Annotated in this window: 11 protein-coding genes; 8 read left to right on the forward strand and 3 right to left on the reverse strand. The window is 56.6% G+C overall.

Annotation, left to right across the window (positions count from 1 at the left end; genetic code table 11):
- Positions 1-163 precede the first annotated feature (163 nt).
- Positions 164-1,558: a UDP-N-acetylmuramate--L-alanine ligase gene (gene murC, locus ACILP4_RS05690; RefSeq protein ID WP_395619781.1), complete on the reverse strand. Its 1,395-nt coding sequence runs from the start codon at positions 1,556-1,558 to the stop codon at positions 164-166.
- 170 nt (positions 1,559-1,728) lie between these two features.
- Here murC and ACILP4_RS05695 point away from each other — a divergent pair, with 170 nt between their 5' ends.
- The 7 genes from ACILP4_RS05695 (at position 1,729) to mltG (ending at position 7,902) form a co-directional block, all read left to right on the forward strand.
- Complete coding sequence (locus ACILP4_RS05695) at positions 1,729-2,565, forward strand: LD-carboxypeptidase (RefSeq protein ID WP_395619782.1); 837 nt, start codon at positions 1,729-1,731, stop codon at positions 2,563-2,565.
- A gap of 36 nt (positions 2,566-2,601) precedes the next feature.
- Complete coding sequence (gene fabD, locus ACILP4_RS05700) at positions 2,602-3,540, forward strand: ACP S-malonyltransferase (RefSeq protein ID WP_395619783.1); 939 nt, start codon at positions 2,602-2,604, stop codon at positions 3,538-3,540.
- On the forward strand, positions 3,540-4,343 hold the full coding sequence (locus ACILP4_RS05705; protein WP_395619784.1) for a crotonase/enoyl-CoA hydratase family protein: 804 nt from the start codon (positions 3,540-3,542) through the stop codon (positions 4,341-4,343). The genes fabD and ACILP4_RS05705 overlap by 1 nt, the downstream gene beginning before the upstream one ends.
- A 1-nt stretch (position 4,344) precedes the next feature.
- Positions 4,345-5,082, forward strand: coding sequence for a 3-oxoacyl-[acyl-carrier-protein] reductase (gene fabG / locus ACILP4_RS05710; protein WP_395619785.1), 738 nt, complete (start codon positions 4,345-4,347; stop codon positions 5,080-5,082).
- Between the two features lie 92 nt (positions 5,083-5,174).
- On the forward strand, positions 5,175-5,408 hold the full coding sequence (locus ACILP4_RS05715) for an acyl carrier protein (protein WP_373474772.1): 234 nt from the start codon (positions 5,175-5,177) through the stop codon (positions 5,406-5,408).
- A 146-nt stretch (positions 5,409-5,554) separates the two neighbouring features.
- On the forward strand, positions 5,555-6,814 hold the full coding sequence (fabF, locus tag ACILP4_RS05720) for a beta-ketoacyl-ACP synthase II (protein WP_395619786.1): 1,260 nt from the start codon (positions 5,555-5,557) through the stop codon (positions 6,812-6,814).
- An 86-nt stretch (positions 6,815-6,900) separates the two neighbouring features.
- Positions 6,901-7,902 (forward strand): endolytic transglycosylase MltG, encoded by a 1,002-nt coding sequence (gene mltG, locus ACILP4_RS05725; protein ID WP_395619787.1) that lies wholly within the window; start codon positions 6,901-6,903, stop codon positions 7,900-7,902.
- Position 7,903: 1 nt separating this feature from the next.
- On the opposite strand, the gene ACILP4_RS05730 is transcribed toward mltG, so the two are convergent.
- Together ACILP4_RS05730 and ACILP4_RS05735 are read right to left on the reverse strand one after the other, a co-directional pair.
- Positions 7,904-9,850 (reverse strand): alkyl/aryl-sulfatase, encoded by a 1,947-nt coding sequence (locus ACILP4_RS05730; RefSeq protein ID WP_395619788.1) that lies wholly within the window; start codon positions 9,848-9,850, stop codon positions 7,904-7,906.
- Positions 9,851-9,933: 83 nt separating this feature from the next.
- Complete coding sequence (locus ACILP4_RS05735; RefSeq protein WP_395619813.1) at positions 9,934-12,111, reverse strand: primosomal protein N'; 2,178 nt, start codon at positions 12,109-12,111, stop codon at positions 9,934-9,936.
- 147 nt (positions 12,112-12,258) lie between these two features.
- On the opposite strand from ACILP4_RS05735, the gene fsa reads away from it, so the two are divergent.
- On the forward strand, positions 12,259-12,912 hold the full coding sequence (fsa, locus tag ACILP4_RS05740) for a fructose-6-phosphate aldolase (protein WP_125229735.1): 654 nt from the start codon (positions 12,259-12,261) through the stop codon (positions 12,910-12,912).
- Positions 12,913-12,922 lie beyond the last annotated feature (10 nt).

The following is a 12,922-nucleotide window of genomic DNA, read 5'->3' on the forward strand; positions in this document are numbered from 1 at the left end:
GGGCGTTTCCTTGTTCCTACCGATCGCTGACGCAGCACCATGCATACGCCCCTCCGGCCTTCTTCGATTTCAGTCAGGCGGACCTGAGCGAAGTGGCGCGCTTAGGAGGGATTGGCGCGGAATGCAAGCGATTCGCAGTATTGCGGAGATGCGGAGCTCGCCCTTAATGCTGTAGACGCGCCAAAACGCCCGCCGCAAACGCGCTCAGCGTATCATCCCGCGCGCCCATAATGACAATCCGATCTCCAGCCTTCGCCAGTTCGACGATATGATTGCCGCAGTCTTCGCGAGACGGGATATGGTCGGCGTTGCGGCCAGCGGCGACGACTGCGTCGGTGATTCTTTGGCTGCCGATGCTTTTGTCCACGGTGCCGCCGAAATAGACAGGGTCGCAGAGGATGAGATGGTCCGCATTGCCCAAATTATCCGCAAAAACGTCCGCCAGTTCAGCGCCCATGACGCGGATGGGGCCGTAACCATGGGGTTGGAAGAACGCGATAATTCGTCCGGGAAACGCCTTCAACGTCGTCAGGGTCGCGGCAATTTTGTCCGGGTTGTGACCGAAATCGTCGATGACCGTGATGTCATTGGCCGTGCCGACAATGTCGAAACGACGGGCGAGTCCATTAAAGCGTTCGACGCTGCGTACAGCTTGCGCAACGGACACGCCAAGCGCGACGCTTGCGGCAATAGCGGCAAGCGCGTTGGCAATATTGTGTCGGCCCGGGACGATCAAGGCGACGGGATAGGCATCGCCCATCGCATGCAGCGTGAAGCGGCTACCCAATGGCAGGTCGGTGATGTCCGTTGCGCGGAAATGTGCGTCAGCGCAGAAGCCGAAGCTGATCGCGCCCGGCAATGCCATGGGCGCGATCAATGCCGCAGTCTCGGCATCATCGGCGTTCCAGACACAGGCTTTCGCCTTTCGCGCAAAGTCCCCGAACAACTGCCGTAACTCTTCTAAGCTTTTATGATCAAGGCTGACATTGTTGAGAACCGCCACCTCAGGCGTGAAAAGGGCGATGGAGCCATCGCTTTCGTCAACCTCAGAAACAAAGACATCCCCCTGCCCGACGCGCGCGCTGGCGAAGGGCGCATCATCGGCAACGAAATTTTTCATCACCGCGCCGTTCATGATCGTCGGGTCACGTCCAGCATCGGTCAATATCCAGCCGACCATGCCCGTGACGGTCGATTTGCCGCTGGTTCCACCGACGGCAACACTACGCGGGGCGGCGTTGAATAGGTCAGCGAGGAGTTCGGCGCGGGTCATACGGGTACAGCCCAGCGCGTTGGCCGTGGCGACGTCCGGCACGCTGTCCTCAATCGCGGCGGACGCGATCAGGATTTGATCACCGCTTATAAGCCCGCTGCCGTCTTGCGGAAACAAGTTGATGCCAAGACTTTGGAGCCATTCGAATTTCGGCCCCAGCCGGCCTTGGTCGAGTGCGCGGTCGGAACCCGCAACGCTTGCGCCTGCATCGCGGACGATATTGGCCAAGGGCAACATGCCAGAGCCACCAATGCCGCAAAAGAAATAGGATTTGTTTTTGTGCATGATTGGCGGTTATGCGTTAGCGCAAGTTTTTGCAATGGAACGCTGAACGCTCTGTTGCAAAACCACGTCGCACCAGCTTTGGCTGGTGTCCATCACGTCTATCCGCTTAAACCGACAGGCGCGATAGCCCCCAGCCAAAGCTGGGGTGACAATGAGGGGAAGAGTAAAATATGCGTATCGGAATTTGCGCGCCGTCCACCCCGTTCACCCACGAAGACGCGGCGCGTATTTCTGCGCTTGCCGCCGCCGCCCGCCCGACCGCTGAACTCGTCTTTCATGACCAATGCTTTGCCGAAGCGGGCCATTTTGCCGGATCTGATGGCGAGCGGCTGGAAGCTTTTGTCGACCTTGCCAATGACCCAGATTTTGATGCGGTCTGGTTCGTGCGCGGTGGCTATGGGGCTTGCCGAATTGCACAGGACGCCGTTGCGAAGCTGAAATCATCGGCCGGCGATAAAATCTATATGGGCTATAGCGACGCCGGAAATCTGCTTGGCGCGCTTTATGGCGCCCAAATTGGTCATGTCTGCCACGGCCCGATGCCAGCCGATATTCGGCGTGACGGCGGTGAGGCCGCCGTCCTGCGCGCACTCGACTGGATGCTACATGCGTCGCCGCAATCGCTTGAACCACAAATGCAGGCCGGCACAAAATATGCGGCGTTCAATCTGATGACCTTGGCGATGATGGTCGGAACGCCGTTGATGCCTGATCTGAAAGATCATGTGTTGATATTGGAGGAAGTCAGCGAATATCTCTATGGTTATGACCGCGCCTTTTTCCACGTCACCAGCCATTTGCAAACCGCAGGGCTGGCCGGATTGCGGCTTGGCCGCGTCAGCGATGTACCCGAAAATGACCGCCCTTTTGGCGAAGATGCCGAAGAAATCGCGCGGCGCTGGTGCGCGAAAACAGGGATCGATTATCTGGGCCGCGCGGATATTGGCCACGACGCCGGTAACCGGATTGTGCCGTTCGGGCTTGCAACATTCAGCGCTGCGCCATAGGCGATTTTGCACAAACACCGACCAACAGGAGCAAACATGCGCGCATTTATTTTCCCCGGGCAAGGCAGCCAAGCCGTTGGCATGGGCAAAATGCTCGCCGAAGCCAGTCCCATTGCGCGCGCGGTGTTTGAAGAGGTCGATGAAGCGCTTGGCCAACATCTGTTCCGTCTGATGTGCGAAGGCCCGGAGAGCGAACTAACGCTCACCGAAAATGCGCAGCCCGCTATCATGGCCAACGCCATTGCCACCTTGCGCGTGTTGGAAAAAGAAGGCGGTGTTCGCCTGTCGGAAAAATGCAATTTCGTCGCTGGACATTCCTTGGGTGAATATACGGCGTTGTGCGCCGCTAGTGCATTGCCTCTGTCGGTAACGGCTGCGCTGCTGAAGCTGCGTGGGCGCGCCATGCAGGCCGCGGTGCCCGTTGGCGTGGGCGCAATGGCTGCTTTGCTTGGCGCGGATATCGAGAGAGCCGAAGCATTGGCTGCTGCTGCTGCGGAAGGGGAAACCTGCACCGTCGCCAATGACAATGACCCGTCGCAGGTCGTCATTTCGGGCCATAAAGGCGCGATTGACCGGGCGATTTTGCTGGCTAAGGACCATAATATCAAACGAGGCATTTTGCTGCCCGTCTCCGCACCTTTTCACTGCCCATTGATGCAACCTGCCGCCGATGACATGGCAAGCGCGCTAGCGACGACGACCATCCAAGCACCATTGGTGCCCTTGTTCGCCAATGTCACGGCTGCGCCGGTGTCCGACCCGGCGACCATATCGGCACAATTGGTGGAACAAGTCACTGGCCGTGTGCGCTGGCGCGAGTCGGCAATTGCCATGGCGGAGGCCGGCGTCGTCCATTTCGTGGAGTTTGGTGGGAAGATTTTATCACCGATGGTAAAGCGTAGCGCGGGCGAAGACATCTCCACATCAACTGTCATCAGCATGGATGACATCGAAGCCTTGTTGAAAGATATTTAATGACCGACCAAATTCTCCAGTCACGTGATGGCGGCATACTAACCATTACGTTGAATATGCCCGAAAAGCGGAATCCGATATCAGATGTGTCTGTCGTCGAACAAATGTGCGACGCCTTCATGGCGGCTGATGAGGATATGTCGGTGCGCTGTGTTATCCTGACAGGCGCGGGAACCGTGTTTTCTTCCGGCGGTGATCTGAAACAAATGCGTCCGGATAGTGGTGGCTTGCGAGCTGGATTGCCTGCAGAAACCCGGCGCAATTACAAATATGGTATCCAACGGCTTCCGTTAATGTTTCAAGCGCTTGAGGTCCCGGTGATCGCAGCGGTAAATGGCGCGGCCATTGGTGCCGGGCTGGACCTTACCACGATGTGCGACATTCGGATTGCCGCGTCTTCGGCCAAATTTGCCGAAAGCTTTGTGCGGTTGGGCATTACGCCGGGCGATGGCGGCGCATGGTTGTTGCCGCGCATCGTCGGTTTTTCAAAAGCGACCGAGCTGGCGCTGACAGGCGAAACCATCGACGCTGTCGAAGCCTTGCGCATCGGACTGGTCACCCAAGTAGTGGATGATGCTGATTTGATGACGGCAGCACGCACGATTGCGGACAAAATTGCGGCAAACCCGCCACATGCCGTCCGCATGACGAAGCGTTTGCTGCGCGAGGGACAGACCGCAGACCTTAAAAACATCCTCGAAATGTCAGCCGCAATGCAAAGCTTGGCACATGCCACTGCAGACAATGACGAAGCCATCACCGCGTTCCTGGAAAAGCGCGCACCCGAATTTAAGGGAGAATGATATGTTTGATCTAACCGGCATGACGGCGCTCGTCACAGGCGCATCGGGCGGGATTGGCAGTGCTATTTGTCACGCGTTGGCGGCCCAAGGTGCGCGCCTTGCAGTGTCAGGGTCCAATGTGGAAAAGCTGGAAGCATTCCGGGCATCGTTAAGCGGCGACCATGTTGCGGTTCCCTGCAATCTGGGCGACAAAGACAGCGTTGAGGCGTTGGTCCCTGCTGCGCTAGAAAAGCTGGGTCAGATCGACATTCTTGTAAACAACGCCGGCGTTACCCGCGACAATTTGACGATGCGCATGAAGGATGACGAATGGGATGATGTCATTCGCATCAACCTTGAGGCCACATTTCGCCTGATGCGCGCCGCGACGAAGCCCATGATGAAGGCGCGCTTTGGCCGTATCATCACGATCACCAGCGTTGTCGGCACCACGGGCAACCCCGGTCAGGCCAATTATGCCGCGTCCAAAGGCGGCCTGACGGCGATGACCAAAGCGATTGCCCAAGAACTCGCCAGCCGCAATGTAACCGCCAATTGCGTGGCACCAGGCTTCATCGCCACAGCCATGACTGAAAGCCTGCCTGACGCGCAAAAAGAGGCGTTGAATGCACGTATTCCGATGGGCCGCATGGGCGAAGGCGCGGACATTGGTGCCGCCGTAGCCTATCTCGCCTCACGGGAAGCCGGTTATGTTACAGGCCAAACAATCCATGTAAATGGCGGGATGGCAATGCTTTGATACACAAGCGTCGCTTGCCACTTGCCAGCAGCTAATCTGGACATTAGGGCGATAGCTGAAATTCATCCTCCCAACCAATAAGGGGCATAAAAATGAGCGATACCGCAGAACGGGTCAAAAAGATCGTAGTAGAACATCTGGGCGTTGAAGCCGATAAGGTGAACGAAGCTGCAAGCTTCATCGATGATCTCGGCGCAGACAGCCTTGACATCGTTGAACTGGTTATGGCGTTTGAAGAAGAATTCAACGTTGAAATCCCTGACGATGCTGCTGAAAAGATTGCCACCGTCAAAGACGCGATCGATTTCATCAATAGCAACGGCTAAGCCGTAACGCGCGATGATGCGCGGCTATATAAAAATTCAAACGGCTTTCCGACCAGCGTTACCTGCGCTTCCGTCGGAAAGCCGTTTGCTTTTTGGCACCTGTTCGCAGTAATGGGCCGTAAAGATTAGATTTTGGAGATAACGCAATGCGTCGTGTCGTGGTCACTGGATTAGGTCTGGTTACACCCTTGGGTGCAGATGTTGAAACCACATGGTCCAACCTGATTGCCGGAAAATCTGGCGCTGGCATGATTACGCATTTCGACGCCAGCGACCAGAAATGCCTGATCGCGTGCGAAGTGAAGGGTAAGGACCACCCTTGGGGCTTTGACCCAGACAAGCGCGTCGACCACAAGGTCCAACGTCAGGTTGACCCCTTTATCATTTACGGCATTGATGCCGCTGGCCAAGCATTGGAAGATGCTGGCCTCTCCGAATTGACCGAAGAACAAAAACTGCGTGCAGGTTGTTCGATTGGCTCAGGGATCGGCGGACTGCCAGGCATTGAGAGCGAAGCGTTATTGCTGGCGGAAAAAGGCCCCGGTCGCGTCAGCCCGCATTTCGTGCATGGCCGCTTAATCAACCTCATCTCGGGTCAAGTCAGCATCAAATATGGCCTAAAAGGCCCTAACCACGCCGTCGTCACCGCCTGCTCGACAGGCGCGCACTCGATTGGTGATGCCGCCCGCATGATCCGCGACGATGACGCCGACATCATGGTGGCCGGCGGTGCAGAAAGCACTGTAAACCCGCTGGGTATCGCAGGTTTTGCGCAGGCCCGCGCGCTGAACATGAGCTATAACGACCGTCCAGAGGCCGCCAGCCGGCCTTATGACAAGGACCGCGACGGTTTCGTAATGGGCGAAGGCGCAGGTGTGGTCGTGTTGGAAGAATATGAACATGCCAAGGCGCGCGGTGCGAAAATTTACGCCGAAGTGGTTGGTTACGGCTTATCGGGCGATGCTTATCACGTCACCGCCCCGCATCCCGAGGGTGACGGCGCGTTTCGATCCATGCAGATGGCTCTAAAAAAGGCCGGCATGACGCCTGCCGATATCGATTACATCAATGCGCATGGCACATCGACCATGGCCGATACGATCGAGCTGGGCGCGGTAAAGCGCTTATTTGGCGATGCGATAGCAAATGTGTCGATGAGCTCGACCAAGTCCGCCATCGGCCATTTGCTGGGCGGCGCTGGCGCGGTCGAGAGCATTTTCTGCATTCTTGCGCTGCGTGACCAGATTGTGCCGCCGACGCTCAATCTCGACAATCCAGACGAAGGCACCGAAGGCGTTGACCTTGTCCCGCATGTCGCCAAAAAACGCGAAGTGAAGGCTGTTTTGAACAACAGCTTCGGCTTTGGCGGGACGAACGCCAGCCTCATCATGAAAATAGCTAAATAAACCAACGTGGCGATGGCACCATCGCATATCTTGCAGCTTGTCCTTCCCGCGCACGCGGGAACCGACGGCGGGAATGAGAAGGGCTAATGGTGACGAAACGGTCTGGAAAACATGCAAAACTCCGCCTCGCCAAATGGGCGGTCGTTGCGGCCGCGCTGCTGTTGGCAGTAATCGCTGGCAACTTCATCCACGGATGGACCGCGCCGGGGCCGCTGGAGCGCGCGGCAACTGTAATCGTTAAGCCCGGTTCAAGCATGATGTCCGCCGCGCGTCAGCTTGAAAAAAGCGGCGCGATCAAATCTGCTGATGCATTTGTCAGCCGGGCAAAGATTTTTGGTGCGTCTAACACCATCAAGGCGGGCGAATTTGTCATACCAGCACAGGCATCCAATTCCGAAATATTGTCCATCCTGACAGATGGGAAAACCGTGCAACGCATGATCACAATTCCCGAAGGCATGCCGTCGATCATGGTGTATGAACGCCTCATGGCCAATGACCAGCTGACGGGAAGTATTTCTGTGCCCGTCGAGGGCTCGGTTTTGCCGGACAGCTATGCCTTTGACAAAAACGAACCGCGCGCTGCTGTCCTGAAACGCATGCAGGATGCCATGACAAAAACAATGGCCGAGTTGTGGCCAGAGCGTAGCGCGAACGTGATGGTCAAAACGCCGTTAGAGGCGCTGACACTCGCATCCATTGTCGAAAAAGAAACGGCGCTTAAATCGGAATTGCGCATCGTGTCCGGCGTATACTCCAATCGCTTACGCACAGGAATGCGGCTGCAGGCCGACCCAACGATCATTTACCCCATCACCAAGGGCAAATCGCTTGGCCGGCGCATTCGCAAGTCCGAAATCCGGGATGTGAACGATTATAATACCTACGCCATGTCTGACCTACCGAAAGGGCCCATCGCCAACCCATCACGCGCCGCTATTGCCGCCGTGCTAAACCCGCAAAAGACCAGCGCCTATTATTTCGTCGCGGACGGCAAAGGCGGCCATATTTTTGCGGACACGTTGCAAGAACACAACGCCAATGTAGCAAAATGGTACGCCATCCGCCGCCAGCGCGGGGAAATGTAGCCTAAGGTTCTACAATGTTGAATGCGCCCGGCATCGGGTCAAGCGCCGCCTGAAGCTTTTCAATCGCCGCCCTGTCGCCTTCAATCTTCAGTCCAGCGGCCTGTAATTGCGCCGCAGGCATTTTCAGGAACAATAAGGCCAGAAACAATTGGCGCGGGCCAGTGACCGTGACGCTAGGCGCTGCGTGGGCCGCACCCATTTCGCTAAACATCACCGAATTACCGACAGTGACTTTCGCGGTCTCTTTTCGGTCAGAAATCACAAAATTCAGGGCCAGCGCGGCATTGCCAATGATCTTCGGGTCAAGTCGGGTCGACACGGAATCGAGCAACAAACCGGTCGGTATCGCCGAAATCATGTCGATGCTTTGCGCGTTAATGCCTGCCTTCATGCCAGCGCGCAGTTCCTGCGCGCCGGTTAAAAACATGTTGCGCCAGATCGCGGATTCCGACTGATAGCCCTGTTGCTCATAGCTGTCGGCAAGCAAAGCCCGCCCTTCAACATTTTTGGGTTCGGCAAAGACAAGTTGGTTCAACAGGTCGGATGACCAGCGATAATCCCCCGCTTTCATTGCCTTTTTCGCCTCGGCCAACACCTTCTTTGCGCCGCCCAACGCCGCGACCATTTTGGCCGCGCGGACCTCCGGCGGATGCGGGTTAAGATTGGCGGGGACGGCATCATACCAACCCAGATAATATTGATATATCGCCTTCGAATTATGGCTGTAGGTGCCGTAATAGCCCTTGTTAAACCATTGATCACCAATCGCTGGCGGCGCCTTCAAAACTTCTGCGATCTCCGCTTGGGTCATGCCCTTGTTCATCATGCGGACCGTTTGGTCGTGCAAATATCGATAATTGTCGCGCTGCCCCGCTAGCCAGCCTTTGACCTCAGACTGGCCAAAGCGCGGCCAGCAATGGCTGGACGCAATAACATCGCTCCGATCGCCATAAAGGTTGACGGCTTCATTCAAAAACCCGGACCAACTTAATGAATCACGCACTTTCGCCCCACGCGGTGTCAGGATATTGTGCAGGGTGCAGGTCGCAATTTCAGCGGAAAGAAACGTACGCGCCGCTGGCACATAAACGTTCATTTCGGCTGGTGCTTCCGAATGCGGTACCATTTGGAACTCCAGCGTCACACCATCAACTTCGCGCTGTTCGCCCGTTTTGCGAATGTCGATTGTCGGCGAGATCAGCGTTATGTCACCTCCACCAATGCCTTTACCAATACCGCTGCCCATTTGCCCTTGCGGGCCAGGCGTCATGTTAGTGCCAAATTGAAACGTCGCGCGCCGGCCCATCGCAGGCCCCGCCATGACATTTTCAGACGCGGTCTCAGCGAGAAAATGCTCCGGCGCAATGATCTGAACCTTGCCTGCTTTTCCGTCGGCCTCATCAATGATTCCGCGCACACCGCCAAAATGGTCGCCGTGGCTGTGGCTATAGATGACCGCAGTAACGGGCCGTGCGCCCAATTTCTCATTAACCAGCTTCAGCGCCGCTGTCGCTGTATCGCGGCTGGTCAACGGGTCGATGATGATCCAACCCGTTTGGCCTTTAATCACCGTCATATTCGACACATCAAAGCCGCGCACTTGCCAAACATTGTCCGTCAACGCGTACAAACCATGTTTGCGCAACAGGCCCATATGCCGCCAAAGGCTTGGGTTTACCGTATCGGGTGATTTGCCATCGGCCATCCAGTCATAAGCCCCGAGGTTCCAGACAGGTTTGCCATCCTTGTTGGTGATAATGGGGTCAGACAAAGTGCCAATAAAGCCCCTATCCGCAAAATCGAGGTCACGGCCATCTTCGGCGGGAAGCTGCGCCGCGACGCTGCGTTGCGCGGCGACCGTCGCTTCAGAAGCTGGCTTTGCGTCTTGCGCAAATGCGCTTGTGGCTGACGCAGTGCTTAATAACGCCGCCCATAAAATTTTGTGCATTTTGTCCTCCCGAAGAATATTTAGGGCACGATGCAACATTAGATGCATGAGGTAAATCCGCTATTTCAGCGTCTAACGCCGAATCACAGGAAACTGTAAGGATCGACGTCGATTCCGACCCGCACGCCGCGTGGAAATTGTAAGCCGCCAAGCCATTCACGGATGATATTCTGCACCTCGACTGAGCGCTGGGCATGAACCAAAAGGCGTTGTCGATGGCGGCCCCGCAACATGGCGAGCGGTGCCGGCGCGGGGCCATAGACATGCATGCCATTCACTTGCGGCGCGGCACCCCCCACGGCGCGCGCAGCTTCAATGGCTTCACGCTCATCTTCGGACGAAATAATGATAGCTGCAAAGCGTCCGAACGGGGGCGCACCAGCGGATTTGCGTTGCTCGGTCTCGGCATCATAAAATGCATCGCGGTCGCCAGCGGCCAAGGCTGCAATAACGGGATGATTGGGATTGCGCGTCTGGATGAACACCTCTCCGGGTTTCTCACCGCGCCCTGCCCGGCCAGCGGCCTGCGCAATTTGCTGGAAGGTGCGTTCGGCAGCACGCAGATCGCCGCCCTCAAGCCCCAAGTCGGCGTCTATCACCCCAACCAAAGTCAGTTCGGGGAAATGATAGCCTTTCGTCACCAATTGCGTGCCGATGATGATGTCCACCGCCTTGTTTTCAACGCGGGATACGAACTCCGCCGCTTTCTCCGGCGACCATAAAGTGTCCGATGTCGCAACGATGGTGCGCGCACGGGGCAGCAATCTGCTCACCTCGTCACTGATGCGTTCAACGCCGGGGCCGCAGGCAACCAGCGTGTCGCATTCGCCGCATTCTGGGCATTCTTCCGGCGGCGGCATGACATGGCCGCAATGGTGGCAGGCAAGCCGCCGTACGAGGCGATGTTCCACCATCCAGCTTGTGCAGTTGGGGCATTGAAACCGATGCCCACAGGTCCGGCATAAGGTCAACGGTGCATAGCCACGCCGGTTTAGGAACAACAGGCTTTGTTCGCCGCGTTCGACGCGTTCTTCCAATGCCTTGAGCAAGGTAGGCGCAATCCAATGCTGGGATTCGGGCGCGTCCAAGGTGAGGTCAATCGCCTTGATCTCCGGCATTTTGGCCGCGCCAAAGCGCGACGGAATTTCAAGGCCTTTGTAGCGGCCAATAGCTACCATATGCCGCGATTCCAACGCAGGCGTTGCCGATGCCAACACCACCGGGAATCTTTCAAAATGGCCACGCATGACGGCAACGTCGCGGGCATGATAGCGCACGCCATCTTCCTGCTTAAAGCTGGTTTCGTGCGCCTCATCGACGATAATCAGGCGCAAATTGGCAAAGGGTAGGAACAGCGCCGAGCGCGCGCCCACCAGAACTTTTGCACTGCCATCGGCAACGGCGCGCCAGACACGGCGGCGCTGCGTGGATCGCAGGTTGCTGTGCCACACCGCCGGCTCGACGCCAAAGCGGGCTTCGAAACGGGCAAGAAATGGCGCGGTCAGCGCGATTTCAGGGAGGAGCACCAGAACCTGTTTGTCCTGCCGTATCGCTTCAGCCACGGCCTCAAAATAGGTTTCGGTTTTGCCGGAACCTGTCACACCATCCAGCACGAAGGTGTCAAAGCCGCCGGCGCGCACTGCCTCGACCATGCTGTTTGCTGCCAACCGCTGCGCCTCATTCAATGTTGGCGTGTCAAAGTCCGCCAGCGGTTTGGGCAGTGGCGAATCCACGCTGATGGTGACAGGTTCAAATGCGCCCGCTTTGATGAGTCCGCGAATGACGGCATCACTGACGCCTGCTTCTGCCGCAAGCTCGCGCACAAGCCCTTGCGCGCCCTCCAAGGCGTCCAGCGCGGCAGCGCGTTGCGGGGTCAACCGCGAAGGTTCAAAGCCTGTGCGGCGATATTCGATAATGGTTCCCGTCGCCGTGAACGCCGCAGAAGACGACAATACCATGCGCAAAACCGACGCATGGCTGGTAAGATAATAATCCGCGACCCAGTTGATTAAGCGACGCAAGCCTGGCCCCAGTGCCGGACCATCAACAATTTCCAGCACTGCACGAAGTTTGCTGGCATCTATTGCTTCATCTCCGAAAACATCATCATCCCAGATGACGCCCGGCAATTTGCGTGGGCCAAGCGGCACCATCACCACGCTACCCGGCCCAGCGATCATTCCATCAGGCAGCCGGTAATCGAGCGGACCAATCGCTTGTGTCAACAAGACAACGCGGACGCGGTTTGTGGGCAAGCTCATGATGTGCGTATAGGCAATGATGCAGCGAACGTCACCATCTGGATGATGATCCCGCAGCATCGTAGATTTGATACCAATAGGTCTGTTGTTTTGGCCGATATTTTGCCAAGAGACATGAAATCGAATCTCCAATCAGGAAATAATCCCATGAAATTCTTTGCCGATACCGCTGACATTGCTGATATTAAGGATCTGGCAGCGACTGGTTTGCTTGACGGCGTGACCACAAACCCATCGTTGATCGCCAAATCTGGCCGGGATTTCATCGAAGTCACCCGCGAAATATGCGCCCTGACCGATGGCCCGGTGTCTGCAGAGGTCGTTGCACTCGATCATGCAACGATGATGAAGGAAGCCGAAATTCTGCGGAAAATTGCCGACAATGTCTGCATCAAGGTCCCATTGACCATCGACGGCCTGAAGACGTGCAAAGCACTTACCTCAGAAGGCACATTGGTCAATGTGACCTTATGTTTCTCCGCCAATCAGGCGCTGTTGGCAGCAAAGGCTGGTGCGACATTCGTGTCACCATTCGTTGGCCGCCATGACGACAATGGCTTTGATGGTATGCAGCTTATCAGTGACATTCGCCTGATTTACGACAATTACGCTTTTGACACCGAAATACTCGTCGCCAGCGTACGGCACGGCGTCCATGTCCTTGAAGCCGCGAAAATTGGCGCTGATGTGATGACTGCACCGCCGTCAGTTATCAAAGGCCTGTTCAAGCATATCCTGACAGACAAGGGCATTGAAGGCTTTTTGGCCGATTGGGCCAAAACCGGTCAGGCGATTGGCTGATTTTTCAGCA

This window comes from Sphingorhabdus sp. (assembly GCF_044239045.1).
Classification (GTDB): domain Bacteria; phylum Pseudomonadota; class Alphaproteobacteria; order Sphingomonadales; family Sphingomonadaceae; genus Sphingorhabdus_B.

Excerpts from the sequence above, each read along its gene's own strand:
- fsa (WP_125229735.1), top strand. The coding sequence starts at position 12,259 with ATGAAATTCTTTGCCGATACCGCTGACATTGCTGATATTAAGGATCTG.
- mltG (WP_395619787.1), top strand. The coding sequence starts at position 6,901 with ATGGTGACGAAACGGTCTGGAAAACATGCAAAACTCCGCCTCGCCAAA.
- fabG (WP_395619785.1), top strand. The coding sequence starts at position 4,345 with ATGTTTGATCTAACCGGCATGACGGCGCTCGTCACAGGCGCATCGGGC.
- murC (WP_395619781.1), bottom strand. The coding sequence starts at position 1,558 with ATGCACAAAAACAAATCCTATTTCTTTTGCGGCATTGGTGGCTCTGGC.
- ACILP4_RS05705 (WP_395619784.1), top strand. The coding sequence starts at position 3,540 with ATGACCGACCAAATTCTCCAGTCACGTGATGGCGGCATACTAACCATT.
- fabD (WP_395619783.1), top strand. The coding sequence starts at position 2,602 with ATGCGCGCATTTATTTTCCCCGGGCAAGGCAGCCAAGCCGTTGGCATG.
- ACILP4_RS05715 (WP_373474772.1), top strand. The coding sequence starts at position 5,175 with ATGAGCGATACCGCAGAACGGGTCAAAAAGATCGTAGTAGAACATCTG.
- fabF (WP_395619786.1), top strand. The coding sequence starts at position 5,555 with ATGCGTCGTGTCGTGGTCACTGGATTAGGTCTGGTTACACCCTTGGGT.
- ACILP4_RS05730 (WP_395619788.1), bottom strand. The coding sequence starts at position 9,850 with ATGCACAAAATTTTATGGGCGGCGTTATTAAGCACTGCGTCAGCCACA.
- ACILP4_RS05695 (WP_395619782.1), top strand. The coding sequence starts at position 1,729 with ATGCGTATCGGAATTTGCGCGCCGTCCACCCCGTTCACCCACGAAGAC.
- ACILP4_RS05735 (WP_395619813.1), bottom strand. The coding sequence starts at position 12,111 with ATGAGCTTGCCCACAAACCGCGTCCGCGTTGTCTTGTTGACACAAGCG.